Genomic DNA, 26,994 nt, shown 5'->3' with positions numbered 1-26,994 from the left:
ATGCATGCCTGCAGTCAGCAATCCGAAACGGACTCCGCTGTTCCGGCTGATCACCATCGCCAGCTCGGGCATGGGCAGTTTCATCCTTGGACTATGGGGCCTGCGGTTCGGCTTCGGCGACGGCATGGCCGGCATGCCAGCCGAAACGATGGCCGGCGTCATCGCCGCGCTCTGCGCTTTGGCCGCCGGCGGTGCCGCCCTGTCGTTCTTCGCGGGCGTCGATGAATCGGCGGCCTATGTTTTCAAGGAAACCCATTTCGACAAGCTGACCGGCCTTTTGTCGCGCCAGGCCATGGTCGGCAAGATCGCCGAGGCCGCCTCCGGGACGATCCGAACCGGCGAGCCGGTGTTCCTCATCGACATCGATATCGACCGCTTCAAGCAGATCAACGACGCCATCGGCTACAGCCAGGGCGACGAACTGATCCGCGCCTTCACCAGCAGGCTGAAGGACAACATGCCGAAGAACGCGGTGATCGGGCGCACCGGCGCCGGCGAATTCGGCGTGCTGCTGCCGGATCGCGACATCAGGGGCTCGATCGAGCGGCTCATCGAGAAGCTCATCAACGAGATGATGGAACCCTATCAGCTGCAGAGCCATCTGCAGTCGGTCAGCCTGTCGGTCGGCATCGTGGCGATGCCGAAGGACGGCGTCGACCCAGTGCTCATCCTGCGCCGCTCGAACCTGGCGTTGCAGAATGCGCGCGCCAGCGGCGTCGGCAACTGGTCTGTCTTCCACGCCGACATGGGCCGCGTGGCCGACTACCGGCAATGGATCGAGTCTGAGTTGAAGACCGCCTTCGACCGCGGCGACTTCAGCCTTCACTATCAGCCGCAGCTCAACCTGCCGAGCGGCCGCATCGTCGGCTATGAGGCGCTGATCCGCTGGAAGCATCCGGAGCGCGGCATGATCCCGCCGATGGAGTTCATTCCGATCGCCGAGGAAACCGGCATGATCAATCCGATCGGCGAGTGGGTGCTGCGCAAGGCCTGCAGCGACGCCCGCTACCTGCCGGAGGACTGCTTCGTCGCCGTCAACATCTCCCCGGTCCAGTTCATGACCAGGGATTTCGTCGGCATCGTGCGGGAAGTGATGGAATCGACCGGCATCAAGCCGTCGCGGCTGGAGCTCGAGGTCACCGAGACGGCGATGATGCAGGACCGCGACCGCGCTGCGGCGATCCTGGAGCAGCTTGCCGAGATGGGCATCTCCGTGGCCGTCGACGATTTCGGAACGGGCTATTCCAATTTGAGCTACCTGATCGATTTCTCCTTCGGCAAGCTGAAGATCGACCGTTCCTTCGTCAGCCGCATCGACACCGACTCCAGCTCCGGCGCGATCGTTTCGACCATTGTCGGCCTGTCACGGGCGCTGGGCGTCGGCATCATCGCCGAAGGCGTGGAGACCGAGAACCAGGCCACCCTGCTCCGAGCGGCCGGCTGCGAGGTCGTGCAGGGCTATCTGTTCGGCCGGCCGGCGCCGCTCAAGGTCGAGCTTGGCGAAGCGCGGTCCGCCTTCGGCACGCACGAACCCGCCCGCATCGTCAGCGTGCAATAAGGCACGTCGCAGTTTTCCTGACGCAATTCCGGACGGAAACCGCTCCACACTTTTCCTGGAATTGCTTTTTCCTGACGACGCAATTCCGGACGGAAAACCGCTTCACACTTTTCCTGGACTTGCTTGTTCCTGACGACGCAATTCCGGACGGGAAACCGCTTCACACTCTTCCTGGAATTGCTTCAGCGGCGTGCCGAAAACACCTTGAACATCCCGTCGCGCGCGATCTCGGTGTGGCTGGCAAAGGCCGCCGACAGCATCTGTTCGTAAGGAAGCTGGCGATTGGCGACCATGAACAGGCGGCCGCCCGGCTTCAAGGCTTTCGACGCGGCGCGGATCATGCCGGCGCCAATGCCGGGTTCAGCCGCACGCCCACTGTGGAAGGGTGGGTTCATGACGATCACATCGTAGCGGTGCTCGACCGTCTCGGTGAGCAGATCGGTCCAGAAGAAACGGGGCTCGATGGCGCCATGGACGTTCAGCCTGGCCGCTTCCAGGGCTTCGAAATCGGCTTCGTAGAGATCAATGGCCGTGAGGGCGTGCGAGCGCTGCAGGACCTCGGCCGCCAAATAGCCCCAGCCGGCGCAGAAATCGGCGAGATTGCCCTTGAGATCGCCAGGCAGGTGGGCGGCCAGCAATTTCGATCCCGCATCGACACGGTCGAAAGAGAACATGCCAGGCTTGGTCTTGAAGCCGCCGTCGACGACAAGATCGGGGTTGCCGGCGCGCAGGGTCGCGGCCGCCTCCGTACCGGTTCGCCTGAACCAGAAAGCGACGCCGTGGTGCTTCGGCAGATGGCCTTCCAGCGGCGCCAGCGCGTTGATTCGCTTGCGCAGGCTGTCGATGCCGTCCTCCTTGCTACCCGCGACCGCGATCAGCCCGCCCGGCACGGTGCGTTCGATGGCGTCGGCGATGCGCAACTCATTTTGCCCACGATGACGGCCCGCAAGCACCAGCGCCAGGTCGAAGCCGGTACCCTCGGCGCACGGCGTGACCGCGTAGCCAGACGCCTGCAGCGTTCGAAAATGTGGCCGAAAGCACTGCACGAGATGCAGTGCCGCGTCGAAGCCGGCAGGCAAACGGAAGCCGGGCTCGGCGCCGAGAAACAGGACGCGGGCATCCTTTCGCGGCAGGGGCAGCGCCTCGGCCTCGAACGGGTAGAACAGCGTCTTAAGCGGCTCCGCGGCCATTCACCTAGCTCCGTAGAACTTTTTGTTCGGACGCAATTCCGGACGGAAAACCGGTTCCCGCTTGTCCTGGAATTGCCCCGAAACAAAACGGGCGCGACCTCGCGGCGCGCCCGTCTTGGATTATACGGTAAAACCGATCAGGCGGCGTCTTCCTCGCCGTCCGACTTCTTCTTTTCCTGGACGATTTCCTTGCCGGTCGCCTGGTCGACGACCTTCATCGACAGGCGGACCTTGCCGCGCTCGTCGAAGCCCATCAGCTTGACCCAGACCTTATCGCCTTCCTTGACGACGTCGGAGGTCTTGGCGACGCGCTCATTGGCGAGCTGCGAGATGTGGACGAGACCGTCGCGCGGGCCGAAGAAGTTGACGAACGCGCCGAAGTCGGCCGTCTTGACGACGGTGCCTTCGTAGATCTCGCCGACTTCCGGCTCGGCGACAATGGTGTGGATCCACTTCTTCGCCGCCTCGATCTCCTTGGCGTTCGCCGAAGCGATCTTGACCGTGCCATCGTCCTCGATGTTGATCTTGGCGCCGGTCTTCTCGACGATCTCGCGGATCACCTTGCCGCCGGAGCCGATGACGTCGCGGATCTTGTCGGTCGGGATATGCATGACCTCGATGCGCGGCGCGAATTCGCCGAGCTCGGCGCGGGCGCCCGACAGCGCATGCGCCATTTCGCCGAGGATATGCAGGCGGCCGTCCTTTGCCTGGGCCAGGGCGATACCCATGATCTCCTCGGTGATGCCATCGATCTTGATGTCCATCTGCAGCGAGGTGACGCCATTGGCGGTGCCGGCGACCTTGAAGTCCATGTCGCCGAGGTGGTCCTCGTCGCCGAGGATGTCGGAGAGCACCGCGAAGCGCTCGCCTTCCTTGATCAGGCCCATGGCGATGCCGGCGACCGGCTTTGCCAGCGGCACGCCGGCATCCATCAGCGCCAGCGAGGTGCCGCACACGGTCGCCATCGAGGACGAGCCGTTGGACTCGGTGATCTCCGAAACGACGCGCAGCGTGTAGGGGAACTGGTCCGCGCTCGGCAGCATCGGGCGGATGGCGCGCCAGGCGAGCTTGCCGTGGCCGATTTCGCGGCGACCCGGCGAACCCATGCGGCCGGTTTCGCCGACGGAATAGGGCGGGAAGTTGTAGTGAAGGAGGAACTTCTCCTTGTACATGCCGGTCAGCGAATCGACATACTGCTCGTCCTCGCCGGTGCCGAGCGTGGCAACGACCAGCGCCTGGGTCTCGCCGCGCGTGAACAGCGCCGAACCATGGGTGCGCGCCAGGACGCCGACTTCGGAGACGATCTTGCGGACCGTCTTCAGGTCGCGGCCATCAATGCGCGAGCCGGTGTCGAGGATGTTCCAGCGCACGACCTTGGCCTGGAGTTCCTTGAACACCGAGCCGATCTGCTCGGAGGTGTGTTTGGCCTCTTCGCCTTCGGCCGGCGCAAACGCTGCCTTGACCTTCGCCTTGACGGCGTCGACGGCGGCATAGCGCTTCTGCTTGTCGGTGATCTTGTAGGCTTCGCGAAGCTCGTCGCCGACGATCTTCAGCATCTCGCCTTCGAGCGCGGAATGATCCGGCGCGGTGAAGTCGCGCGGCTCCTTGGCGGCGACCTCGGCCAGCTTGATGATCGCGTCGATCACAGGCTGGAAGCCCTTGTGGCCGAACACGACGGCGCCGAGCATCAGGTCCTCGGAGAGTTCCTTGGCCTCGGATTCGACCATAAGCACAGCGTCGCCGGTGCCGGCAACCACGAGGTCGAGCTTGGATTCCTGCATTTCGTCGATATGCGGGTTGAGCACATATTCGCCGTTGATGTAGCCGACGCGGGCGCCGCCGATCGGGCCCATGAAGGGCACGCCCGAAAGGGTCAGCGCGGCGGAGGTGGCGACGATCGACAGGATGTCCGGATCGTTCTCGAGATCATGCTGGACGACGGTGACGACGATCTGGGTGTCGTTCTTGTAGCCGTCGGCGAAAAGCGGGCGGATCGGACGGTCGATCAGGCGGGAAACCAGCGTTTCCTTTTCGCTCGGACGGCCCTCACGCTTGAAGTAGCCGCCCGGGATCTTGCCGGCGGCATAGGTCTTTTCCTGGTAGTTGACGGTAAGCGGGAAGAAATCGAGGCCGGGCTTCGGCTCCTTCATCGAAACGACGGTGGCGAGAACGACCGTCTCGCCATAGGTGGCGAGCACCGCACCGTCAGCCTGGCGCGCGATCTTGCCGGTCTCGAGGATGAGCGGACGGCCGCCCCATTCGATTTCCACTTTGTGTTGATTGAACATGTCTTGTCCTTCATATGCGGAAAGGGCCGCGCCGTCCTAACGGTCACGGGTTCTCCCTTTCTTGGCTTCCTTCGGGCAGCCACGGGCAAGACAACGGGAGGCTCGTAGGTTCGGCTCATAAGCCAAGCGAGCATCCTGCAATCCTGCCCCATGACCGTCCATGGGCGGTTCCGAATGGCCCTCTGCGCGTCCGGAACCGTGTTTGGCCGGCCGATCGGCCGGCTTGCGCATGACGCCGGAAACCGCTGTTTCCGGAACCCGCCCTGCGCGAATGCGAATTTCAAGAGCGCGTCACGCTCCGCCATTATCGCACCGTATCGACCGATGCGCCAATGCGCGACCGGCGGGCCCTCCGGGGAGGGCCCGCCGGTCAATTCGTCAGCGACGGAGACCGAGCTTGTCGATCAGCGTCTGATAGCGCGCGTCATCCTTGCGCTTGAGGTAGTCAAGCAGGCTGCGGCGCTGGGAGACCAGAGCAAGCAGGCCACGGCGGGAATGGTTATCCTTCTTGTGGTCCTTGAAGTGCTCGGTCAGGTTCTTGATGCGCTCGGAAAGAATGGCAACCTGGACTTCCGGAGATCCGGTGTCGCCCTTGGTGGTTGCGAATTCGGTCATCAATTCGTTCTTGCGGTCGGCAGTAATCGACATCGTGCTTTTCCTTATCTGTTGGAGGAAACGGGACGCCCACAGCCGGGATGTCGTCCAGCAGGGGCCAGTGCAAGCGACGCGTCAGGGCGCGAAGCTGCGGCGCATATAGTGCAATTCCGGAAAAAACACCAGCCCAAATATCAAGCCGGCTTGTCGCAGGTCTTGCCATGAAAACAAAGGCTTCAGCGGCTATAGCCACTTCTTCCATTTGAAGAAGAAGATCAGTCCGGCAGCGACAAGCGCCATGAACAGAATTGCCGCCGGATAACCGTAATAGGTTTTCAGCTCCGGCATGTTCCAGGGCGAGCTTTCCGGATCGAAATTCATTCCCCAAACGCCGACCAGGAAGGTCAGCGGCATGAAGATCACCGAGACGATCGTCAGGTAGGAGATGACGTCGTTGGTGCGGGCCTGGGTCAGCGAGACATGCATCTCGATCAGGCCGGTGAGCATGTCGCGCTGGTTCTCGACCAGCTCGATCAGGCGCAGCGAATGGTCGAGCGTGTCGTTGAAGAAGATCTTGGTCTCCGCCTTCACGAAGGCCACGTCGTTGCGGATCAGCGTCGCCAGCGCGTCGCGCATCGGCCACAGCACGCCTTTGAGCACGTTGGCGTCGCGCCTGAGTTCATGCAGCTGCTGCATCTGGTGCTTGTGCGGCTTGTTCAGCATCTCGTCCTCGATGCCGTCGACCGCTTCGCTCGCCGCCTCGATCGGCGGGAAATAGCTGTCGACGATGGCATCGATCAGCGTATAGGCCAGATAATCGGCGCCGCGCGAGCGCAGGCGGTTGGGCATCGCGCCCGCAATGCGTTTGCGCACCGGATCGAACGGGTCGCCCTCGCGCTCCTGGAAGGTGACGACGAAATTCCCGCCGAAGAACAGCGACATCTGCTCGTAACGATGCGAGGTGACATCGTCGATCATGCGCATGACGACGAAGGCGTGGTCCTCGAAGAAATCCACCTTGGGCCGCTGGCCGGTGTTGACGACATCTTCCAGCGCCAGCGGGTGCAAATTGAAGATGCGGCCGATCTCCTCGATCAGCGGGATATTGGCAAGTCCGGTGCAATCCAGCCAGACGACGGGCCATTTCTCGCAATGGGCGTTGAGATCGTCTATCGAGGCATTGTCGATGGTTTTGTATTTCTCGGGCGAGATCAGCGTCAGCCGAAGCTCGCTGCGTCGCGCCGCCGGATCGGCGATAAGCGTGCCGGGCGACGCCCCGACCGGTGGCCGGCGGGTTTTCAGCGATGCCCGCTTCTTGCCTGCATCAGCCTTGGCCATGAGATACCCTCGGGACTCAGCATTCGGCCGAGATTAGAGCAATTTCAGGAAAAGTGCGCAGCGGTTTTCTGTCCGGAATTGCGTAAATAACAAACACTTAGTGCATGTCGCCCAGAAGTGCGCAGCGGTTCTGGGACAACGACATGCATCAAAACAAAGACTTAAAGCGCGTCGCCTGAATCCGTTTCAGCGCGTCGCACTTTAGACCGGATTCACCCGACAAAGACCCGCTTGGGCTTGAACATGCCCTGCTCGATGGCGCCGATGGCGACGAGCTTGCCGCGCGCTGTGGCGCAGGCCTCCTCGGCTTCGACCGGTGCGTCGCGGCCGCGAATGATGACGGGATTGCCGAGGCGGATCTTCGTCGCCGCATCGTCGCTGACCGCGACCTGCGGCAAGCAGTCGAGCGCCACCGCCGTTTCGACGAGCAGCGCATCGATGGCACTGAAATCGATCGGGGCATCCATTTCGTCCGATTTGTCGTCATTCTTTTCGCCAAGGCGGGCCGCTTCCAGCTCGGCGACCGTGACGAAATCATCCGGCGTGAACGGCTCGACTTCGACGCGGCGCAATTCGGCGATGTGGCCGAAGCAGCCGAGGTCGCGGCCCATGTCGCGGGCCAGCGAGCGCACATAGGTGCCCTTGCCGCATTCGACCTCGAAAACAGTCTTGTCGGCACCGTGCTCGATGATGTCGAGGCGACCGATCTCGATCTCGCGCGCTGGTATCTCGACCGTCTCGCCTTCACGGGCAAGGTCATAGGCGCGTTCACCGGCGATCTTGATGGCCGAGAATTGCGGCGGTGTCTGCATGATGACGCCGGTGTATTTCGGCAGCAGCGCCCTCACCTCCGCCTCGTCCGGTCGACGGTCGGAACTGTTGGTCACCGGGCCTTCGAGGTCGTCGGTCGAGCGCTCCTGCCCCCAAGCGACGGTGAAGCGGTAGACCTTAGCGCCGTCCTGCACGTAAGGAACAGTCTTGGTCGCCTCGCCGAGCGCGATCGGCAGCATGCCGGAGGCCAGTGGATCGAGCGTGCCGGCATGGCCCGCCTTGTCGGCCTGGAACAGCCATTTGATCTTGGAGACCGCTTCGGTCGAACCCATGCCGACCGGCTTGTCCAGCACCACCCAGCCGGAGATCGGCCGCCCCTTCTTCTTGCCGCGACGCGCCACCTATTCCTCGTCCTTATCGTTGTTCTTGCCGTCACCGAGATCGCGCGCGACTTCGGGCGATTTCAGCAGTTCATTGATCTTCGCGAAATTGTCGAACGAAGTGTCGAGCCTAAAACGAAACTCCGGCATGTACTTCATCTGCCTGAGCGCGCCGGAGACACGGCCGCGGATGAACTTCGCGTGCCTGTTGAGCGCCTCGATCACGGCGCCGTCGTCGCCCGCGCCAAGCGGCGAGACGAAGGCGGTGGCGATCTTGAGGTCGGGCGACATGCGCACCTCGGACACCGAGACAACGCTGTTCTCGATCACCGGATCGATGATTTCGCCGCGCTGCAAGGTCTCGGAAAGGGCATGGCGCACCTGCTCGCCGACGCGCAGCATGCGCTGGGAGGGGCCTGACGGTGTCGAACGGGGCATTTTTCTCTGGTCCTGAAATCGTGAAGCGCGGGATGGGACCGCGCCACATGTCTCAACATGCATAGGGGTCTGAGCGGCAGCCTTTCGGCTGCCGCCCGTTATTATTCGGCAAGTATACCTGAATTAGAGCGTTCTGGTTACCATCTCGATGCGGAAGCACTCGATGACGTCGCCGACACGCATGTCCTCGTAGTTCTGGAAGGCCATGCCGCATTCCTGGCCGCCCGGCACTTCCGAAACCTCGTCCTTGAAGCGCTTCAGCGTCTTCAGCGTGCCTTCGTGGATCACGACGTTGTCGCGGATCAGGCGAACACCCGCGCCACGCTCGACCTTGCCTTCGGTGACACGGCAGCCGGCGATCTTGCCGATCTTGGAGATGTCGAAGATCTCGAGGATCTCGGCATTGCCGATGAAGGTCTCGCGCCGCTCCGGCGAAAGCATGCCGGAAAGCGCTGCCTTCACGTCATCGACGAGGTTGTAGATGATCGAGTAGTAGCGGATCTCGATGCCGGCCGCGGCCGCGGCCGCACGCGCCTGCGCATTGGCACGGACGTTGAAGCCGATGATCGCCGCTCCGGACGTCTCGGCGAGCGAGACGTCGCTTTCGGTGATGCCGCCGGCACCGGCATGGACGATGCGCGCGCGCACCTCGTCATTGCCGAGCTTTTCAAGTGCGGCATTGATCGCCTCGATCGAACCCTGCACGTCGCCCTTGATGACCAGCGGGAATTCCTTCAATCCGCTCGTCTGCAGCTGCGACATCATCTGCTCGAGCGAGCCGCGCTGGCCGGCATGCCTGGCCACCGCCTTGTCGCGCGCCAGGCGCTGGCGGTATTCGGTGATCTCACGAGCGCGCGCCTCGTTGTTGACGACGGCGAAGCGGTCGCCCGCCTGCGGCGTGCCCTGGAGGCCGAGCACCTCGACCGGCATTGCCGGCGGCGCTTCCGGAACGTGCTCGCCGCGGTCGTTGACGAGCGCGCGCACACGGCCCCACTCGTTGCCGGCGACGATGATGTCGCCCGGCATCAGCGTGCCGGTCTGCACCAGCACGGTGGCGACAGGCCCGCGTCCCTTGTCCAGCTGCGCCTCGATGACCGCGCCTTCGGCGGTGCGGTCGGGATTGGCCTTGAGGTCGAGGACTTCGGCCTGGAGCAGGATCGCTTCCAGCAGCTTATCGAGATTGGTGCCCTTGGTCGCCGAAACCTCGACGTCCAACACCTCACCGCCCATCGATTCCACGAACACTTCATGGCGCAGCAGTTCGGTCCGCACCTTCTGCGGGTCGGCGTCATGCTTGTCGATCTTGTTGATGGCCACGATGATCGGCACGCCGGCCGCCTTGGCGTGACTGATCGATTCGATCGTCTGCGGCATTACGCTGTCGTCGGCCGCCACCACCAGCACGGCGACGTCGGTGACCTGCGCGCCACGGGCGCGCATGGCCGTGAAGGCCGCGTGGCCGGGCGTGTCGATGAAGGTGATCTTCTGACCGTTCTTCTCGATCTGGTAGGCACCGATATGCTGGGTGATGCCGCCGGCCTCGCCGGAGACGACATTGGCGTTGCGGATGGCGTCGAGCAGCGAGGTCTTGCCGTGGTCGACATGGCCCATGATGGTCACGACCGGCGGACGCGACACAAGGTCTTCCGGGCGGTCGGCGATGTTGAACAGGCCTTCCTCGATGTCGGACTCGGCGACGCGGCGGACCGTGTGGCCGAATTCGGAGGCTACCAGTTCGGCCGTGTCGGCGTCGATGACGTCGCCCGGCTTGAGGATCTGGCCCTGCTTCATGAAGAACTTGACCACGTCCACGGCGCGCTCGGACATACGCTGCGCCAATTCCTGGATGGTAATGGTTTCGGGCAGGATCACTTCGCGCATGACTTTCTCGCGCGGCTCGTTGTGCATCGCGCGTTTGAATTTTTCCTGGCGGCGACGCATCGACGACAGCGAGCGGGCGCGCGCGTCGTCATCCGACAGAGCCGAGTTCAGCGTCAGCTTGCCACGGCGGCGATCTTCCTCGCCCTTTGTCGGCTTGGCCGGCCGCGCCACTTCCGGCGTCGCAAGACGGCGCGGCGGCGCACTCGCCCCGGCGCCGGCACCGGTACGCCTCGGCTTGGCCTCTTCCTCGTCCTCGGCGGTGACGACATCCGCCGCCAGCGGCGCGCGGCGGCGAGCCTCTTCCTCGGCGCGCCGGCGGGCCTCGGCCTCAGTCTGCAGGCGTGCCTCCTCCTCGGCCTGACGGCGCGCGGATTCGTCACGCTCGCGCTTGCGGCGTTCTTCTTCCTCGGTGCGGCGCTTGGCATCTTCCTGAGCGCGCTGGCGATCCTCAGCCTCACGGACCTTGGAACCTTCCAGCGCCTTGCGACGCGCTTCCATCTCGCCGCGCGAGAGTTCGTTCAGAACCATGCCGGAACGCTCCGGCGGCGGAGGCGGCGCCTTCGGCGCTTCCTGCACGACAGGGGCGGCGGCAACAGGGGCAGGGGCGGGCTTCGGCGTGAAGACGGACGCAGCCACCGGCTCCGGCTTGTCGCCGGGCAGCGAGAACTTGCGCTTCTTGGTCTCGACCACGACCGACTTGGTGCGGCCATGCGAGAAATTCTGGCGCACGGTGCCCTGCTCGAGGCCGGGGCGCTTCAGCGTCAAGGTCTTCTTCGGCGTAACGCTCAACGTCTTGTCGTCGCCCGATTTCGTATCGTTCATTCCATATCCTCTGCGGCATCATCTTCGTCAGCAACGACCGCAAGCATTGCCAGATCGTTCGGGGTACCGCCCCGATATCGGTCGAGCGCAACAACGCGCTTCTCAACCGCCTGTCCCGCGTCCTGCGCGAGGACGGCAGCATGTATCACATTTGTACCCCCCAATGCCAAGCTCAACTCGGCCTCGGAGAAAAGTTTGTAGGCAAGGGTGGCGGGACCGCCGAGATGGACGGTCGCCCGCCGCGCCTGACTGATCTTGCGGACACCGTCGTCCGAAGCCTCGGTCGCATGCAGCACAAGCAACGCCTGCCCGTCGCGTACCGCGCCCTCGACCTTGGCGGCTCCAAGAACGACAGCGCCAGCCTTGCGGGCAAGGCCAAGCATACCCAGAGCGGATCTGGAGAGCAGCCCGTCAACCATGCCGCCAAGATCGGTCGGCATGGTCACCTGCGCCTTGAAGGCGCGGGCAAACAGGTTCTTCGCCGCTGCCTTCTCGATATGTAGGCGGTCAGCGCTCACCCAACAACCACGGCCGGGCAGGTTTCTCTTGATGTCCGGGACGACGGCCGAATCCGGGCCGACGACGAAGCGGATCAGTTCATCCGGTTCGGCCTGCCTGCGCGTAACGATGCAAGTGCGATCGTTCATCTCGTCCTGGGGCGGGTTGTGTGCGATGCGGGTTCACCTCACGCACCAACGGCTTCGTCAGCCGATGCTTCTTCGGCCGCAAGCTCGTCTTCGGTGATCCAGCCGGCCTTCTTGCGCGCCGCGAGCACCATCTGCTCTGCATCGGCGCGCGAGACGCCGTGGCTGGCGAGCACGCCAGGATAAACCTTGGTCTCGCCGTCCTTGCGCTCTTTCCAGCCGGTCAGGTCGTCGGCGGCATAGCCGGCGAAGTCCTCGATCGACTTCACGCCGTCCTCGCCGAGCGTCACCATCATGGCGGTGGTCACGCCGGGGATCTCGCGCAGCTCGTCCTGGACGCCGAGCGCCTTGCGCTTCTCGTCGTGCTCGGCCTCGATCTTCTCCAGATATTCGCGGGCGCGGGTCTGGATTTCCGAAGCGGTGTCCTCGTCGAAGCCATCGATCGAGGCGATCTCGCCCGAGTCGACATAAGCGACCTCCTCGACGCTGGTGAAGCCTTCGGAGGCGAGCACCTGGCCGACCATCTCGTCGACGTCGAGAGCTTCCATGAAGAGTGCGGAACGCTCGACGAATTCCTTCTGGCGACGCTCGCTCTCCTCCTGCTCGGTCAGGATGTCGATATCCCAGCCGGTGAGCTGCGAGGCAAGCCGCACGTTCTGGCCGCGACGGCCGATCGCCAGCGACAATTGATCGTCCGGCACCACCACCTCGATGCGCTCGGCATCCTCGTCGAGCACCACCTTGGCGACCTCGGCCGGCTGCAGCGCGTTGACGATGAAGGACGCGGCCGATGGCGACCACGGAATGATGTCGATCTTCTCGCCCTGCAATTCGCCGACCACCGCCTGGACGCGGCTGCCGCGCATACCGACGCAGGCGCCGACCGGATCGATCGAACTGTCGCGCGAGATGACGGCAATCTTGGCGCGCGAGCCCGGATCGCGGGCGACCGACTTGATCTCGATGATGCCGTCGTAGATTTCCGGCACTTCCATGGTGAAGAGCTTGGCCATGAACTGCGGATGCGTGCGCGACAGGAAAATCTGCGGCCCGCGCTGCTCGCGGCGCACGTCATAGACATAGGCCCTTACGCGGTCGCCATATTTGTAGTTCTCGCGCGGGATCAGTTCGTCGCGGCGAATGATCGCCTCGCCACGGCCGAGATCGACGATGACGTTGCCGTATTCGACGCGCTTGACGGTGCCGTTGACGATCTCGCCGATGCGATCCTTGTATTCGTCATACTGGCGATCGCGCTCAGCCTCACGCACCTTCTGCACGATGACCTGCTTGGCCGACTGGGCGGCGATGCGGCCGAAATCCATCGGCGGCAGCTGCTCGGCGATGAAGTCGCCGACCTGGGCATCGGGATTGCGCTCGCGGGCCGTGGAAAGCGCGATCTGCGTCGCGTAGTCCTCGACCGCCTCGACCACCTCCATCAGCCGCTGCAGCTTCATCTCGCCGGTGTTCGGGTTGATGTCGGCGCGGATGTTGGTCTCCTGGCCGTAACGAGAGCGCGCCGCCTTCTGGATCGCATCGGCCATGGCGGCGATGACGATTTGCTTGTCGATCGACTTTTCACGCGCGACCGCATCGGCGATCTGCAGCAGTTCAAGCCTGTTGGCGCTTACAACCATTGTCTTTCTCCCGATTTCGCGCCGGGCATGCAGCCCGGCTACTCAATCAACTTTCCTGTTCGGTTTCATTTTCCTCGCCGGCGGCGGCGTCTTCCGCTTCGCCGCGGCGCTTCCTGGCTTCCTTGCGCGCCCGGTTGTCCTTCGACAAGGCATCGCGGATGAGATCGTCGGTCAGCACCAGCCGGGCCTCTGCGATCGCGTCGTAAGGCACGCGCACCGTCGGCTCTTCGCCATAGGCCGCCTTGTCGCGCTCGATCAGGATGCCATCGGCATCCGCCTCGGCGATCTTGCCCTTGAAACGCTTGCGATCGCTGACAAGAACCGATGTCTCCAGCTTGACCAGATGGCCGGTCCAGGCGGTGAAATCCGACTTGCGCACCAGCGGCCGGTCGATGCCTGGCGACGAAACTTCGAGATGATACGCTTTTTCGATCGGATCATCGACATCGAGCGCCGGCGATACGGCGCGGCTGACCTCTTCGCAATCCTCGACGGTCATGGTGCCATCTTCGCGTTCGGCCATGATCTGCAGCGTCAGCCCGTTCTGGCCGGTCAGTTGCACCCGCACGAGACGGAAGCCGATGGCCTTGAGCACCGGCTGCACGATCAGCGCAATGCGCGCATCGATGCCGCTTTCGCGGATGATACGGTCGTCGGCCTCGCTTGCCGCTGCAGTCATCAGATCCCTGTCGCTTTTCACTTCCGGCCGGCAGGTAATAAAAAAGAGCGGGACCGGGTGGACCCACTCTTCGTCATACCGACCAAGAATTTGAGGTTGATATAGACGATCCCGAATTGTGTTTCAAGTCTGCAGGCAAAGGCTTGAGGCACGCAGCGTGGCGGCACGATCGATCATCGCCACGTCCGCTTCCGGCAGGCGCATCGAGATCGGGTATCCTTACGCTCCACCGGGGCGGCCATAGCTGTCTCCGGCCTGCAATGCAGCGATCTGTAGCTCTATATGCAATACAGATCGCCCGATTACTTCCGGATGAACGTCAGATAGGCGGGCCGCCGCCCCTCGCGGATGGCCTTGGCCTCATAGCGCGTGCCGGGCCAACCTTCATAGGGCCGGTGCCAATCGGCGGCATCCCGCACCTGCCATTCAAAGGCGCCACTGGCGCGGCAGGCCAGCAGCGTCCAGTTCACATAGCTGTCGATGTCGGAGGCGAAGCGGAACCTGCCGCCCGATTTCAGCACCCGGGCGAAGCGGCCGAGATTGGCGGCGCCGACGAAGCGTCGCTTCCAATGCTTCTTCTTGGGCCATGGATCGGGATAGAGCAGATCGATGCCGTCGAGCGAGGCTTCCGGCAGCCAGTCGAGCAGGCGCGTGGCGTCGTCGTCATAGACTCTCAGATTGGCAAGCGGCGTCTTGCCAAGCGCCGTCATCATCTTGGCCATGCCGTTGACGAAGGGTTCGACGCCGATGAAGCCGGTTGCCGGCGCTTCCGCGGCGCGATGCAACAAATGCTCACCGCCGCCGAAGCCGATTTCCAGCTGGAGCGCCGAAACCTGTGCCTTGAACAAGGTCCTGAGATCAGCCGGCGCTTCCGCCGTCAGGTCGACCCGGTATTCGCGCAGGCCGCCTTCGAGGGCGATCGCCTGCTGCGGGCGTATAGTCTTGCCGTGCCGGCGGCCGAAGAAGCCTTCGGTCGCCCGGCTCGGCCTGTCCTTTGCGTCCGCTGTCGTCAGGCTGCGACGGCGTCCTTGAGCGCCTTGGCGAGATCGGTCTTCTCCCAGGAGAAGGAGCCGTCGCGACCGGCCTTGCGGCCGAAATGGCCGTAGGACGAGGTTTTTGCATAGATCGGCTTGTTGAGATCGAGATGACGGCGGATGCCCGACGGCGACAGGTCCATGACCTTGCGCAGCGCATCCTCGAGCTTCGATTCGTCCACCTTGCCGGTCCCGTGCAGGTCGACATAGACCGACAGCGGCTGGGCGACACCGATGGCGTAGGAGAGCTGGATGGTGCAGCGGTCGGCAAGCTTGGCCGCCACCACGTTCTTGGCAAGGTAGCGCGCCGCATAGGCGGCCGAGCGGTCGACCTTGGTGGTGTCCTTACCCGAGAAGGCGCCGCCGCCGTGGGGCGCCGCGCCACCATAGGTGTCGACGATGATCTTGCGGCCGGTGAGGCCGGCATCGCCGTCAGGCCCGCCAATGACGAACTTGCCGGTCGGGTTGATGTACCAGTTGCAGTCCTCGGCGATCCTCAGGTCGCCAAGCGCCTCGCGGATATAGGGCTCGACCACCTTGCGGACCTTCCTGGAGTCCCAGCTCGCATCGAGATGCTGGGTGGAGAGCACGATCTGCGTGACTTCCGCCGCCTTGCCGTCGGCATAGCGCACGGTGACCTGGCTCTTGGCGTCCGGGCCGAGCTTGCCGGCATCGCCGTTGCCTTCATGGCGCGCGGCCGCCAGCAATTCGAGAATCTTGTGACTGTAATAAATCGGCGCCGGCATGAGGTCGGGCGTCTCGCGGCAGGCGTAACCGAACATGATGCCCTGGTCGCCCGCGCCTTCCTCGCCCTGGCGGTCGGCGGCATTGTCGACGCCCTGGCCGATGTCGGGCGACTGGCCATGCAGCAGCACGTCGATCTTGGCGGTCTTCCAATGGAAGCCGGACTGCTCGTAGCCGATCTCGCGGATCGCCTTGCGGGCAACCGACTTGAATTTGGCCGGGTTGACCACAGGGTGGCCGGACGCATCCTTGAGGACGTTGCCCGCCTTGTCCTTCTTCAAAAGCGTGTCGGGGACGCGCACCTCGCCGGCGATGACGACGCGGTTGGTGGTGGCCAGCGTTTCGCAGGCAACGCGCACCTTCCACGGATCCATGCCCGTCTTCTTGGCTTCGCGATAGACCAGATCGACGATCTCGTCGGAGATGCGGTCACAGACTTTGTCGGGATGACCCTCGGAGACGGATTCCGAGGTGAAGAGATAATTCTGCCGCGTCACGGGTGTCCCCTCTTGAAAAGATCGGCAGGCTGCCGATTTTGGCGCGCCACGTGTTAGCGGTGCCGGGCGCCGCTCGTCAAGCGGCGCGACGGATCTGGCATGAATGTAGGTAAGGCCGGCTATGCCACCGGCGGCAGAGCGCCGCCAGTGGCATCGGTAAAATCAATCGGCGTCTTCCGCGGAGAGCGCCTTGACCAGATCGATGATCCGGCGGCGCACCTTGACGTCGCCGATCTTGACGAAAGCCCGGTTGAGCTGAAGCCCTTCGGGACTGCCGCAGAATTCGATGGCGAACGCCATCGAGGAGTCTTCCGCAAATCCTCGATTGCCGCCGCCGGTCTCCTCGCCCGGGGCATCCTCGAAGAAGAAGGCGACAGGAACGCTCAGGATGGAGGCGATCGCCTGCAGACGGCTGGCGCCAACCCTGTTCGTGCCCTTTTCGTACTTCTGGATCTGCTGAAAGGTGATGCCGAGATTTTCACCCAGCTTTTCCTGGCTCATTCCAAGCATGTTGCGTCGCAGCCGGATGCGACTCCCGACATGGATGTCGATCGGATTCGGCTTCTTCTTGTTCTCTTCTGTCATTTTTTCCTCGCCGAATTTTTCCGGCTTTTTCTATTTTGTTCCGCCCATATGAAGCCGGAGCCACCTGCCCCAACAGAACCCTCCAACCGACTTCGAGAAAATTTTAGGCGTTACAGTATGAGTTTCTAATGTGCTGACTGTCAATTCACCCGTAGCCGCTGCCTTACATTCAATGTGAAGGCAATCAGCGCAAACAGCAACATGATCAGCAATCCGTTAATGCGCCGCTGTTTCGCAGACAGGAGAGCGCGCCCAGAAACCGGCACATGCGCGTCGATGGCGCCGCGCGCGTCGACGGCAAGCGCGTCGATAATGCGCCCGCGCGAATCGACGACTGCGGAGATGCCATTGTTGGCCGCGCGCAGCAGCGGCAATCCATTTTCCACCGCCCGAATCTGCGCCTGCCTGAAGTGCTGATACGGGCCTGGCGTGTCGCCAAACCAAGCGTCGTTGGTGACGTTCACAATTACGTCAGATGACGCAGAGTCGGCGGCGACGAGATCGGGAAAGATAACCTCGTAGCAGATGAACGGCGCGGCGCGCAGGCCGCCCGGCACGGCGATCGGATGGCGCTCGTTGCCGGCGGCGAAATTCATCGGCCCGGCGACGAGCTGGCCTATACCGAAGCGTTCGAACAGATCGGCGAAGGGCAGATATTCGCCGAAGGGCACCAGATGCACCTTGTCGACGGCATCGACGATCTCGCCCTTGTCGTTGATCGCCACCACGGAATTGTAATAACGGCTGCCGGCATTCGCCGATCCGCCCTCCTCGCGCACGACACCGGCAATCAGCATCTGGCCGTCGGCCAGCATGTCGCCCAGTGCCGTCAGCGCGTCCGGACGCTCAGTGAAGAGAAACGGCACCGATGTCTCCGGCCACAGAATGAGCTGGGGCTTGGCGTGACTTTCTTCGGGTGCTTTCCCCGATATCCCCAGCAAAGTCGCGAAGATGCGGTCGCGCACCGAGGCATCCCATTTTTCGCTGAGGTCGACCGCGGGCTGGACGATGCGGACGTCGATGGATCGTGTCGCCGGCTCGGCGGGCATGGCGAGCCTGAAATAGCCGAAGCTGACATGGGCGGCGGCGAGGACGACGAACAGGGCAACGCCCAGCCTCAGATGCCGGCGCGCCGCCACCAGCGCGGGCAGCGAAAACAGGAAGACCGCGAGCGCGTTCATGCCGATCATGCCGGTCACCGACACGCTCTGCATCAGAAGCGGCACAGGCATCGCCGCGTAGCCGACGGCGTTCCAGGGAAAGCCGGTGAAGAGGAAGTCGCGCAACCATTCGGCAAGGCCGAACGCGAAGGCGAGGGCGGCGATGCGGCCGATATCGCTGCTCCAGAACAGCCGCGCCACCACGGCGGCAAAGCCATAGAAGAAGGCCAACGCGAAGGGGATGCCGACAACGGCGAAGGGCAAGGCCCAGGCGAAATTGTCGGCCTCGACCAGCAAGGCCTGGCCGATCCACCAGAGACCGGCGAGGAAGTAGCCGAAGCCGAACCACCAGCCTGTTGCGAAAGCCGGCCGCAGGCGCCGGAACCAGCCATCGGAAGCCTCGCCAGTGGCGCCGTCGAGCAGCCAGACGAGGACCGGGAACGAAACGAAGCAGACGGCGAAGAAATCGTAAGGCGCCTGGGCAAGCACCGCCAGCGCTCCGGCGGCAAACGCCACCAGCGCCCGCCGCCACCCCCACAGCAGAATTATCCGGCCGGCAAAGCGCAGCATCCAGCTTCCCAAGTCGCGCGAATCAGGGAGCTAGAGGTTTAACAGGCTGGGCCCGGCGTTCCAAACCCAGATAAGCGCGGCCCGACACACGGTCGCGCCATCGCGGGAATCCCGCGATAGCTCATTGTTTAGCCGCGTTTCCGCAACGCCAAGCGGTTCCGCCTGGTTGCAAAAAGCTCAGCGGTGCCAGCCCTCGATGCGCAGGCCACTCAATCGCTCAGCCTCGTCCTTGGGTACAACGCGCACGGTGCGGGTGAATGTCCAGACATGGCCTTCGAGGTCACGGGCGCGGTATTGGCGCTCGCCGTAGAAATGGTCGGCGGGCTCCTCGACGATCTTCGCGCCCGCCGCGCGCGCTTGCTCGCAATGCGCGTCGATATCTTGCTGCAGACGCACATAAACGGCTTGCGTGTTCTTGCCGCCGACGGAGGCCGGGCTGGCGATATGCTCATCCCATTCGGAATCGACGATGATGTAGCCGTCGCCAAAACGCATTTCGGCATGCACCAGCCGACCGTCGGCATCGCTGACCAGCATGCTCGGCTGGAAGCCGAAGGCCGCCTGCAGCCAGGCCAGGGCCGCGCGCGGGTCGCGATAGAAGACGCCTGAACCAAAGGTGGCGTGCTTGAACGGATCGTCGATCGGCATGCCGCTCCAAGTCTTTGCCTTTGCCCAATTCCGGACGGAAAACCGCTGCGTACTTTTCCTGGAATTGCTGCAGATCAGGCCTGTTCGGTGCGGGCCGCGCGGCGGCGCTGGCGCTCGCCCTTCGGGCTCTGCACGATGCGTACGCGCTTGACGCGGCGCGGGTCGGCGTCGAGCACGTGGAACTCGAAGCCGGGAATGGCCTGTACGACTTCGCCCCTGGCCGGGACGCGGCCGAGCGTGTTGAAGATCATGCCGCCGATCGTATCGACATATTCGCCATGCTCGCCGGCGGTAAAATCCTCGCCGATCATCTTGGCGACCTCGTCGATCTCGGCCTTGCCGTCGACGACGAAGACGCCGTCGCCGGTCTGCGTGATCATCGGCTCGTCGTCGTCATGCTCGTCCTCGATGTCGCCGACCACCATCTCGACGATATCCTCCAGCGAGGCGAGGCCATCGGTGCCGCCATATTCGTCGATGACCAGCGCCATCTGCGTGCGGTTCGTCTGCATGCGCCCCATCAGGTCGGAGGCAAGCATGGAGGGCGGCACGAACAGCACCGGGCGGATCAGGCTGAGATCACCGATGGTACGCGCAAGGTCGACCTGGGCAAGGTCGAGCGCGGTCGACGCCGGCGTCTTCGCTCTGCTGCGGCCCTTCTTGACGCGAGCGAGTTTGGTGATGTGGGCGAGCACGTCGCGGATGTGGACCATGCCGCGCGGATCGTCCAGCGTCTCGGAATACACCGGCATGCGCGAATGGCCGGACTGCTCGAACAGGCCGAGCAGGTCGCCAAGCGTCGTGTTGATCTCGACCGCCTCGATATCGGCGCGCGGCACCATGACATCCTCGACCCGCACTTCGCGCAAGCGAAGGATGTTGTTGAGCATGGCGCGTTCGCCGGGCGAGAAGGCGCCGGCGTCGGTCGCCGTTTCGGCGAGCGCGCCGGCAATCTCTTCGCGCAGGCTGGTGCCGTTGCGGTGCCGGAACAGGCCGAGCACGCGGTCGAAGAGCGAAGGACCGGCATGCGTGGACTCCGCGGCCGCGCTGCCGGCGGGAATACTCGGACTGGAGCCCTCTTCCGTCTTTTCGGAAGGCTTGGCAGCACTGCCGGCGTCCGGACGGGCGGCAGTTTCTGGTGTGTCGTTCATCGCCATCGGGTCAATTGAGCTTTTTTGTTACGCGTAGGGATCGGGAATGGCAAGCCTCGCAAGCGCCGCGCGCTCGATCGCTTCCATCTCCTCCGCCTCGGCGTCGGTCTCGTGATCATGGCCCAAAAGATGCAGCAGGCCATGGATAACGAGATGGGTGATATGGTTTTCAATCGGCTTGTCTTCCAGGGCGGCCTCGCGCGCCACCGTCTCGGAAGCCAGCACGATGTCGCCCAGCATCGGCGGCAGCGCGCCGCCTTTCGGAAAGGAAAAAGCCGGGAAAGACAAGACGTTGGTTGGCTTGTCCTTGCCGCGCCACTCGGCGTTGAGCGTTCGGATATGGGCATCGTCGGAAAAGACGACGCTGAGCTCGGAAGCGCCGCCCGCGCCGGTCTCGGCAAAAGCGGCCGCAACGGCGCGATCGACGAGGCGTGTCAATTCGGCTTCCGCGGGCCAAGCACCTACCTCGACGAAAATATCGATATCGACCGGCGCTTCGCCGCCAAATTCCGGATTTTGAGCCATAGGGCCTATAATCAGCTTTCGGCGCCCAAGCCTCGCGCCAGCTTGCCGTCGCGGTCATAGGCCTTGACGATCTCGGCGACCAGCGGGTGGCGCACCACATCGCCCTCGTTGAAGCGGACGGTGACGATACCAGGCACCCCGTCGAGGACGCGCAGCGCTTCGACCAGGCCAGACTTGGTGTTGGGCGGAAGGTCGATCTGGGTCGGATCGCCGGTGACGATCATGCGCGAATTCTCGCCGAGACGGGTCAGGAACATCTTCATCTGCATCGGCGTGGTGTTCTGCGCCTCGTCGAGGATCACCGCCGCATGCGCCAGCGTGCGGCCGCGCATGAAGGCCAAGGGCGCGATCTCGATGACCTCGGCCGCGATCGCCCGCTCGACCTTGTCGGCCGGCATCATGTCGTAGAGCGCGTCGTAGAGAGGCCTGAGATACGGGTCCACCTTCTCCTTCATGTCGCCGGGCAGGAAGCCAAGCCGCTCGCCGGCCTCTACGGCCGGACGCGACAGGATGATGCGCTCGACCATGCCGCGTTCTAGCAGCATCGCCGCATGCGCCACCGCCAGATAGGTCTTGCCGGTGCCGGCGGGACCGATGCCGAACACCATTTCGGAACGCTCCAGCGCCCGCATATAGGCGTCCTGGTTGAGCGAGCGGGCGTAGATCGTCTTCTTGCGCGTCGCGATCTGGGCGGCCGAAACCTTGCCCTTGCGCTCCATCGTCGGCAGGGTCAGCTGGTCGTCGGCGGCAATCGCCATGCGCACGGCGCCGTCGACATCCGACTGGCCAATGTCGACGCCCTTCTGCAGGATGCCGTAGAGGGTGTCCAGCGCCCGGCGCGCCTGTTCGGCGGCGGCGGCGGAGCCCTTGATCGTCAGCTGATTGCCGCGCGAGCGGATGTCGACGCCGAGCTTCTGCTCGAGCCGGGCGAGGTTCTCATCGAACTGGCCGTAAAGGGCGCTGGCTAGCTTGTTGTTGTCGAAGGTCAGTACGATGTGCGCCATATCGGAGGCCCCGGACGCCTGGCTCTGGGGCGGATTCTTCAGTTCAGCAGCGCTCAACCGTCTCTCCTCATCTGCCGAGGTCGTCAGACCAATTCGGCGAACAGGCTGTTGTAGCCCGTCCTTGTGATTCGTACGTCGATAATGTCACCGATTCCGCCGGCCTTGTCGTCAACAATAACCGGCTGCAGCCACGGAGAACGGCCTACTATCTGGCCGGCCTGCCGGCCAGGCTTCTCGATCAGCGTGCCGATGGTCTTGCCGACCAGGCTCAAGCCGAAATCCTGCTGCTGCTTCAAAAGTAGGGCCTGCAGCCGCTGTAGCCGCTCGTCCTTGACCGCTTCGGCCACATGGTCGCTCATCTCAGCGCCAGGCGTGCCGGGACGCGGCGAATATTTGAACGAAAAGGCTGAGGCATAGTTCACCTCGCGCACCAGTTGCAGCGTCGCCTCGAAATCTTCCTCCGTCTCGCCGGGGAAGCCGACGATGAAGTCGCCGGACAAAGCGATGTCGGTTCGGGCGGCGCGGATGCGCTCGATAAGCGCCAGATAGTCGCGCGCCGTATGCCGGCGGTTCATCGCCTTGAGAATGCGATCCGAGCCGGACTGCACGGGCAGATGCAGATAGGGCATCAGCGCCGGCAGATCGCGGTGCGCGGCGATCAACTCGTCGTCCATGTCGCGCGGATGGCTGGTGGTGTAGCGCAGCCGCGCCAGTCCAGGAATTTCCGCCAGACGGAACAGCAGGCGGCCGAGGCCCCATTCCTCGCCATTTCCGCCGACGCCGTGCCAGGCGTTGACGTTCTGGCCGAGCAAGGTCACCTCGCGCACGCCGGCCTCGGCCAGGCGCTCGGCCTCGGCGACGATCTGCGCCACCGGCCGCGAAACCTCGGAGCCGCGCGTATAAGGCACGACGCAGAAGGTGCAGAACTTGTCGCACCCCTCCTGCACTGTCAGGAAGGCGGTGACGCCGCGCTTTGCCAATTCGGCGCGCTTGGGCTGCGGCAGATGCTCGAACTTGTCCTCGACGGCGTATTCGGTCTCGACGATCTTTTCGCCGCCACGGACGCGCGCCAGCACGTCGGGCAGCCGGTGATAGGTCTGCGGGCCGATGACCAGATCGACCGCCGGCGCACGGCGGATGATCTCGGCGCCTTCGGCCTGCGCCACGCAGCCGGCGACGCCGATCAGGAGCACGCGGCCGGCCGCGGCGCGTTCGGCTTTCATGTCGCGGATGCGGCCAAGCTCGGAATAGACCTTTTCCGCCGCCTTTTCGCGGATATGGCAGGTGTTGAGCAGCACCAAATCGGCCTCTTCGACGGCGTCGGTGGCGACATAACCGTCGGCGGCCAGCGCATCGGTCATGCGCTGGGAATCGTAGACATTCATCTGGCAGCCATAGGTCTTGACGAAGACCTTTTTCGCCGTGCGGTCAGTGCCGGCCAAGTGCTCGGCCGCAGTGCCGATGCCGTGGCTTTCAATCGTGTTCAATTCCATCGGGCGGCTTCTAGCGCCTTTCCGTGACAAAAAACAGACGATTCTGCCCGCGGCGCGTCGCGCCGCCTTGTTCCAAAATCGCTACAGGCCTTTGGGGGACATACCGATCAGCGGCTCTTTGCCGGGTTGGCGAGGATGGCCTGCATCATCTCGCGCACCTTGGCTTCCATCAACCTTGCCGTCTCCTTGCGGTTCGAACCCTTGGAGAACGGCACCGGCTCGCCGAAATGCACCTCGGCATCGATCGCCCCTTCGGCAAGCAAGGTTTTCAGGTGCGGCATCAGATCCTGGTCGCCGATCCAGGCGGTCATCGGCCGATGGCGGCGCCCCATAGGCATGCCGTGCAGGCGCGTGTAGGCGATCGCCACGGGCTGGATGAAGACCTGTTCGGCCGCCCCTTCCGAAATCGCCATGGAGGCCGCGCCGAACAGCGTGCTCTTGAACGGCATCACGAGGTTGCCGTCGCCGGTCGAGCCTTCGGCGAACAGCACCATGGCATCGCCCTTGGCCATGCGCCTGGCAATCTGGCTTGCCTGGTCGCCGGAAGTGCGCTTGCGCTCGCGCTCGATGTAGACGGTGCGCTGCAGCTTGGACAGCATGCCGATCAGCGGCCAGCCCTCCATGTCGGCCCTGGCGATGAATTTCACATCGACAAAGGAGCCGAGCACCATGATGTCGGTCCAGGAAATGTGGTTGGCCGCCACCAGCAGCGGACGTTCCCTGGCCAGCGCGCCCTTCACATGCACCCGCATGCCGAGCGCCCGAAGGATCATACCGTGCCAGATCCTCAGGATGAACGTTTCGGGCCACAGCCCCGTCTTCATCGACAGCATCTGCAGCGGTACCAGCACCAGTGAGCAGACGACGACATAGAAGAGCGCCAGGGAAATCCGCAATTTCTTGATCATTCGCTCCGCCCCAACCGGCCCGTGGCTAGCGAAGATCGCGGCGCATGACAAGCGCGCCGGTCGGACCGTGCTCGGTCGAACGATAATAGTTCGGACGGTGGCCAACCTGGCGGAAGCCCAGCCTGCGGTAAAGCCCGATCGCCGGCGCATTGGTCTCGTCGACCTCGAGGAAGAGTGCGTCGGCGCGCTGCGCATGCAATTCGCGCAGCACCGCGTCCATCAATTGCCAGCCAAGGCCCTGGCGGCGATGCGTGCGGGCGACGGCCACGGTCAGGATCTCGCCCTCGCCGGCCGCCAGCCTCGCGAGCACGAAGCCGACCGGCGGCTTGGAGCCTTGGCCGGTCTCACGCGCGGCATAGCCGAAGACCGTGTCCTGCTCGAGCAGTGCTGCGAATTCGCCATCGGTCCAGGGCCGCACGAAATCCTCGCGATGCAGCACCGAAACAGCGGCGCTGTCGGCGACTGTCAGCGGTTCCAGCGCATAGTCCCTGCGGCGCGGCTGAAAGAATGGTATGCGCATCAGGAATCGTTTCCCTTGTCCTGCCTTGGCAGAATGAAACCCGCCTGCGGCTTGGCGTCAGCGCCGCGCAGATAAAGCGGTTTCGGCTTTTCGCCCGTCTCCCTGGCCGAGGCCAGCCTGGCATAGGTCGCGATGTCGGCTGTGGCGGCCACCGGACCGGTTTCGAAGGCACGCCCCGCCGCCTCGGCAATCTGCGGCGCGGCGGTCCCGACCAGGACCGCGTCGGCGCCGATGGCCATGGTCACTGCCTCGGAAAGCGCAGCGACGGAAGGTCCGTAAGTCTCGACTAACATTTTGTCATAGAGCGCGGCGTGGATCTCCTCGCGGCCGGCATCGAGCGCGGCAAGCACCGCGCGCCCGGGAAAGGCATTCGCACCCTCCGCCGCCAGGGCTTGCAGCGTCGTCACGCCGATCGCCGGGATTTTCAGCGCCAGCGCCAGGCCGCGCGCTGCCGAGACGCCGACGCGCAGGCCGGTGAAGGAGCCGGGTCCGATCGAGACGGCAACGGCGTCGAGGTCCGGGTAACCGATCCCGCCGGCTTGCAGGGCCGTCTCGATGACGGCCATCAGATGCTCGGCATGGCCTTTGCCGAGGTCGCGCACCTCACGGCCAAGCTCCTTCCCCGCGCCCGCGTCATAGGCGCAGGCGGCGCAGAGATTGGCGGCACAGTCGATGGCGAGCACCTTCATACGGGCAGCTTCATATCGCCGGTTAAAGAACTGGATCGAAACACAATTCCCTCTGCCCGGCATGGGCCGCGGCCGCAAGGGCCAGGACGGAGAAATGTTAAGCGGCTTTGCTCCCTGGGGCCTCGATTATCAAGCCGAGACTGCGATGCGCAGCATGTGGTTGTCCCAGACATAGTCAGGCTCGGAACGGGTGGCGCCGGCGCCGCCGACGATCTCGCCGGCGCCGGTCGTCGCCATGAAGCCGGTGCCGTCGGGGGCGAGGCCGCAGACCTCGACCAGCGACCTAGTGGCGACCACGCGCCCGCTGGCGGCGTCGAGAACGGCCAGCGAATTGCCTTCCGGCGAAGTGACGGCGACCGTGCCTGCGGCGGCGTTGGCGGCGACCGAGCCGATATAGTTGCGGAAGCCGGAGAGCACGTCCTGCGGCATCTCCAAGAGCTCGATATCCTTACCGCGCGCGGCGCGCCCGACCAGCGCCGGGCGGTCGGTCGCCGGCCCGCGATATTGGCAGCCGAACCAGACCGTGCCCGCCCGGTCGCGATCCATGTGGCGGATCGACAGCTGATGCAGCGCCGGGGGCAATTCATGCTTTTCGATGAGGTCTCCGGTGAAGCGGTCGACCAGCGTGTAGGACGGCTGCATCGTCGCGATGTTGAGCTCGGCCCGGCCATAGTCGGGATGGGTTTCGATGCCGCCATTGGCGATGGCTAAAGTGCGGCCATCGCCGAGCAGGAGCAATTCATGCGGCCCCATGCCATAGGTCGGGAACTCGCCGATGCGATTGAATTTCTCCCGCGCATCGTAGACACCGACGACACCTGCCGCGTTGTCGAAGTCGTTCTCGGTCGCATAGAGCAAGGCGCCGTCGGGCGAGAACACGCCATGGCCGAAGAAATGCCGGCCGGCGATGCTGGCGATGGTCAATGGCTTGTCGCGGCCGGCTTGGTCGAAGACAAGCGCGAAGGTGCCGGGCTGACGGGCGAAGACCACCGAACGCTTCGACACCGGATCGAAGGCGACGTCATGGCCGCGATCCGGCAGATCGACCGTGTGCAGGATTTTTCCCGCCTCGGAGAGCACGGCGGCGCCGAAGCTGCCGTCACGTTTGACGAAGGCTGTGGCAAAGACGGCGTCCGCGGCCAGCATTTCGGCCCAAGCGCGCGGCGCCATGGCGGCGGCAAAGCCCGCGCCCGCGGCCCGCAGGAAATCGCGGCGATCGATGAGCTTTGTACGTGTCCTCGCCATC

Annotated in this window: 24 protein-coding genes; 1 reads left to right on the top strand and 23 read right to left on the bottom strand. The window is 64.0% G+C overall.

Annotation, left to right across the window (positions count from 1 at the left end; genetic code table 11):
• Positions 1-4: 4 nt before the first annotated feature.
• Positions 5-1,558, top strand: a complete 1,554-nt coding sequence (locus tag FJ957_RS18590; protein WP_140833837.1) for a bifunctional diguanylate cyclase/phosphodiesterase — start codon at positions 5-7, stop codon at positions 1,556-1,558.
• Positions 1,559-1,740: 182 nt separating this feature from the next.
• Here FJ957_RS18590 and FJ957_RS18585 read toward each other — a convergent pair whose 3' ends face one another.
• The 23 genes from FJ957_RS18585 to FJ957_RS18475 form a co-directional block, all read right to left on the bottom strand.
• The gene (locus tag FJ957_RS18585; RefSeq protein WP_140833835.1) at positions 1,741-2,748 is read right to left on the bottom strand and encodes a class I SAM-dependent methyltransferase; all 1,008 of its coding nucleotides are present in this window, start codon (positions 2,746-2,748) and stop codon (positions 1,741-1,743) included.
• A gap of 137 nt (positions 2,749-2,885) precedes the next feature.
• Entirely contained in the window at positions 2,886-5,036 is a 2,151-nt protein-coding gene (gene pnp / locus FJ957_RS18580; protein WP_140833834.1) for a polyribonucleotide nucleotidyltransferase, read from the bottom strand.
• Between the two features lie 378 nt (positions 5,037-5,414).
• Positions 5,415-5,726: a 30S ribosomal protein S15 gene (gene rpsO / locus FJ957_RS18575; protein ID WP_281405110.1), complete on the bottom strand. Its 312-nt coding sequence runs from the start codon at positions 5,724-5,726 to the stop codon at positions 5,415-5,417.
• Positions 5,727-5,873: 147 nt separating this feature from the next.
• Entirely contained in the window at positions 5,874-6,968 is a 1,095-nt protein-coding gene (gene corA, locus FJ957_RS18570; RefSeq protein ID WP_140833831.1) for a magnesium/cobalt transporter CorA, read from the bottom strand.
• 212 nt (positions 6,969-7,180) lie between these two features.
• Complete coding sequence (gene truB, locus FJ957_RS18565) at positions 7,181-8,140, bottom strand: tRNA pseudouridine(55) synthase TruB (RefSeq protein WP_140833827.1); 960 nt, start codon at positions 8,138-8,140, stop codon at positions 7,181-7,183.
• Positions 8,141-8,557 (bottom strand): 30S ribosome-binding factor RbfA, encoded by a 417-nt coding sequence (rbfA, locus tag FJ957_RS18560; protein WP_095765961.1) that lies wholly within the window; start codon positions 8,555-8,557, stop codon positions 8,141-8,143.
• Between the two features lie 123 nt (positions 8,558-8,680).
• Positions 8,681-11,260, bottom strand: a complete 2,580-nt coding sequence (gene infB / locus FJ957_RS18555; protein ID WP_140833825.1) for a translation initiation factor IF-2 — start codon at positions 11,258-11,260, stop codon at positions 8,681-8,683.
• Positions 11,257-11,907, bottom strand: a complete 651-nt coding sequence (locus FJ957_RS18550) for an RNA-binding protein (RefSeq protein ID WP_140833823.1) — start codon at positions 11,905-11,907, stop codon at positions 11,257-11,259. The genes infB and FJ957_RS18550 overlap by 4 nt, the downstream gene beginning before the upstream one ends.
• Before the next feature lie 38 nt (positions 11,908-11,945).
• A complete protein-coding gene (gene nusA / locus FJ957_RS18545; RefSeq protein ID WP_140833821.1) occupies positions 11,946-13,541 on the bottom strand; it encodes a transcription termination factor NusA in 1,596 nt (531 codons plus the stop codon).
• Between the two features lie 46 nt (positions 13,542-13,587).
• The gene (gene rimP, locus FJ957_RS18540; RefSeq protein ID WP_140702753.1) at positions 13,588-14,220 is read right to left on the bottom strand and encodes a ribosome maturation factor RimP; all 633 of its coding nucleotides are present in this window, start codon (positions 14,218-14,220) and stop codon (positions 13,588-13,590) included.
• Positions 14,221-14,522: 302 nt separating this feature from the next.
• A complete protein-coding gene (locus tag FJ957_RS18535; protein ID WP_140833819.1) occupies positions 14,523-15,233 on the bottom strand; it encodes a tRNA (guanine(46)-N(7))-methyltransferase TrmB in 711 nt (236 codons plus the stop codon).
• Positions 15,230-16,495, bottom strand: coding sequence for a methionine adenosyltransferase (gene metK, locus FJ957_RS18530; RefSeq protein WP_140833817.1), 1,266 nt, complete (start codon positions 16,493-16,495; stop codon positions 15,230-15,232). The genes FJ957_RS18535 and metK overlap by 4 nt, the downstream gene beginning before the upstream one ends.
• Positions 16,496-16,657: 162 nt before the next feature.
• Positions 16,658-17,080, bottom strand: a complete 423-nt coding sequence (locus tag FJ957_RS18525) for a helix-turn-helix transcriptional regulator (protein ID WP_095819313.1) — start codon at positions 17,078-17,080, stop codon at positions 16,658-16,660.
• A 140-nt stretch (positions 17,081-17,220) separates the two neighbouring features.
• Positions 17,221-18,810 carry an apolipoprotein N-acyltransferase gene (lnt, locus tag FJ957_RS18520; RefSeq protein WP_140833816.1) on the bottom strand — a complete coding sequence of 530 codons (1,590 nt, stop codon included), beginning with the start codon at positions 18,808-18,810 and terminating at the stop codon, positions 17,221-17,223.
• A 177-nt stretch (positions 18,811-18,987) separates the two neighbouring features.
• Complete coding sequence (locus FJ957_RS18515; protein WP_140833814.1) at positions 18,988-19,458, bottom strand: VOC family protein; 471 nt, start codon at positions 19,456-19,458, stop codon at positions 18,988-18,990.
• Positions 19,459-19,532: 74 nt separating this feature from the next.
• Positions 19,533-20,609: a hemolysin family protein gene (locus FJ957_RS18510; RefSeq protein ID WP_140833812.1), complete on the bottom strand. Its 1,077-nt coding sequence runs from the start codon at positions 20,607-20,609 to the stop codon at positions 19,533-19,535.
• A 27-nt stretch (positions 20,610-20,636) separates the two neighbouring features.
• Entirely contained in the window at positions 20,637-21,134 is a 498-nt protein-coding gene (gene ybeY, locus FJ957_RS18505; protein ID WP_140833811.1) for an rRNA maturation RNase YbeY, read from the bottom strand.
• A gap of 11 nt (positions 21,135-21,145) precedes the next feature.
• Entirely contained in the window at positions 21,146-22,138 is a 993-nt protein-coding gene (locus tag FJ957_RS18500; protein WP_226892268.1) for a PhoH family protein, read from the bottom strand.
• An 83-nt stretch (positions 22,139-22,221) separates the two neighbouring features.
• A complete protein-coding gene (miaB, locus tag FJ957_RS18495) occupies positions 22,222-23,631 on the bottom strand; it encodes a tRNA (N6-isopentenyl adenosine(37)-C2)-methylthiotransferase MiaB (protein WP_140833807.1) in 1,410 nt (469 codons plus the stop codon).
• A 107-nt stretch (positions 23,632-23,738) separates the two neighbouring features.
• Positions 23,739-24,539: a lysophospholipid acyltransferase family protein gene (locus FJ957_RS18490; protein ID WP_140833806.1), complete on the bottom strand. Its 801-nt coding sequence runs from the start codon at positions 24,537-24,539 to the stop codon at positions 23,739-23,741.
• A 25-nt stretch (positions 24,540-24,564) separates the two neighbouring features.
• The gene (locus FJ957_RS18485) at positions 24,565-25,059 is read right to left on the bottom strand and encodes an N-acetyltransferase (protein WP_140833804.1); all 495 of its coding nucleotides are present in this window, start codon (positions 25,057-25,059) and stop codon (positions 24,565-24,567) included.
• Positions 25,059-25,748 (bottom strand): tRNA (adenosine(37)-N6)-threonylcarbamoyltransferase complex dimerization subunit type 1 TsaB, encoded by a 690-nt coding sequence (tsaB, locus tag FJ957_RS18480; RefSeq protein ID WP_140833803.1) that lies wholly within the window; start codon positions 25,746-25,748, stop codon positions 25,059-25,061. The genes FJ957_RS18485 and tsaB overlap by 1 nt, the downstream gene beginning before the upstream one ends.
• A gap of 129 nt (positions 25,749-25,877) precedes the next feature.
• Positions 25,878-26,993: a DUF1513 domain-containing protein gene (locus FJ957_RS18475; protein WP_140833801.1), complete on the bottom strand. Its 1,116-nt coding sequence runs from the start codon at positions 26,991-26,993 to the stop codon at positions 25,878-25,880.
• Between the last annotated feature and the right edge of the window lies 1 nt (position 26,994).

The organism is Mesorhizobium sp. B2-4-6 (assembly GCF_006442775.1).
Taxonomy (GTDB): Bacteria; Pseudomonadota; Alphaproteobacteria; order Rhizobiales; family Rhizobiaceae; genus Mesorhizobium.
This window is presented reverse-complemented; position numbering and strand designations above follow the sequence as displayed.

What these genes read in the sequence shown, in the direction of transcription:
- FJ957_RS18590 (WP_140833837.1), top strand. Translation starts at nt 5, where the DNA reads ATGCCTGCAGTCAGCAATCCGAAACGGACTCCGCTGTTCCGGCTGATC.
- FJ957_RS18585 (WP_140833835.1), bottom strand. Translation starts at nt 2,748, where the DNA reads ATGGCCGCGGAGCCGCTTAAGACGCTGTTCTACCCGTTCGAGGCCGAG.
- pnp (WP_140833834.1), bottom strand. Translation starts at nt 5,036, where the DNA reads ATGTTCAATCAACACAAAGTGGAAATCGAATGGGGCGGCCGTCCGCTC.
- corA (WP_140833831.1), bottom strand. Translation starts at nt 6,968, where the DNA reads ATGGCCAAGGCTGATGCAGGCAAGAAGCGGGCATCGCTGAAAACCCGC.
- rbfA (WP_095765961.1), bottom strand. Translation starts at nt 8,557, where the DNA reads ATGCCCCGTTCGACACCGTCAGGCCCCTCCCAGCGCATGCTGCGCGTC.
- infB (WP_140833825.1), bottom strand. Translation starts at nt 11,260, where the DNA reads ATGAACGATACGAAATCGGGCGACGACAAGACGTTGAGCGTTACGCCG.
- FJ957_RS18550 (WP_140833823.1), bottom strand. Translation starts at nt 11,907, where the DNA reads ATGAACGATCGCACTTGCATCGTTACGCGCAGGCAGGCCGAACCGGAT.
- nusA (WP_140833821.1), bottom strand. Translation starts at nt 13,541, where the DNA reads ATGGTTGTAAGCGCCAACAGGCTTGAACTGCTGCAGATCGCCGATGCG.
- rimP (WP_140702753.1), bottom strand. Translation starts at nt 14,220, where the DNA reads ATGACTGCAGCGGCAAGCGAGGCCGACGACCGTATCATCCGCGAAAGC.
- FJ957_RS18525 (WP_095819313.1), bottom strand. Translation starts at nt 17,080, where the DNA reads ATGACAGAAGAGAACAAGAAGAAGCCGAATCCGATCGACATCCATGTC.
- lnt (WP_140833816.1), bottom strand. Translation starts at nt 18,810, where the DNA reads ATGCTGCGCTTTGCCGGCCGGATAATTCTGCTGTGGGGGTGGCGGCGG.
- FJ957_RS18515 (WP_140833814.1), bottom strand. Translation starts at nt 19,458, where the DNA reads ATGCCGATCGACGATCCGTTCAAGCACGCCACCTTTGGTTCAGGCGTC.
- FJ957_RS18510 (WP_140833812.1), bottom strand. Translation starts at nt 20,609, where the DNA reads ATGAACGACACACCAGAAACTGCCGCCCGTCCGGACGCCGGCAGTGCT.
- ybeY (WP_140833811.1), bottom strand. Translation starts at nt 21,134, where the DNA reads ATGGCTCAAAATCCGGAATTTGGCGGCGAAGCGCCGGTCGATATCGAT.
- FJ957_RS18500 (WP_226892268.1), bottom strand. Translation starts at nt 22,138, where the DNA reads ATGGCGCACATCGTACTGACCTTCGACAACAACAAGCTAGCCAGCGCC.
- miaB (WP_140833807.1), bottom strand. Translation starts at nt 23,631, where the DNA reads ATGGAATTGAACACGATTGAAAGCCACGGCATCGGCACTGCGGCCGAG.
- FJ957_RS18490 (WP_140833806.1), bottom strand. Translation starts at nt 24,539, where the DNA reads ATGATCAAGAAATTGCGGATTTCCCTGGCGCTCTTCTATGTCGTCGTC.
- FJ957_RS18485 (WP_140833804.1), bottom strand. Translation starts at nt 25,059, where the DNA reads ATGCGCATACCATTCTTTCAGCCGCGCCGCAGGGACTATGCGCTGGAA.
- tsaB (WP_140833803.1), bottom strand. Translation starts at nt 25,748, where the DNA reads ATGAAGGTGCTCGCCATCGACTGTGCCGCCAATCTCTGCGCCGCCTGC.
- FJ957_RS18475 (WP_140833801.1), bottom strand. Translation starts at nt 26,993, where the DNA reads ATGGCGAGGACACGTACAAAGCTCATCGATCGCCGCGATTTCCTGCGG.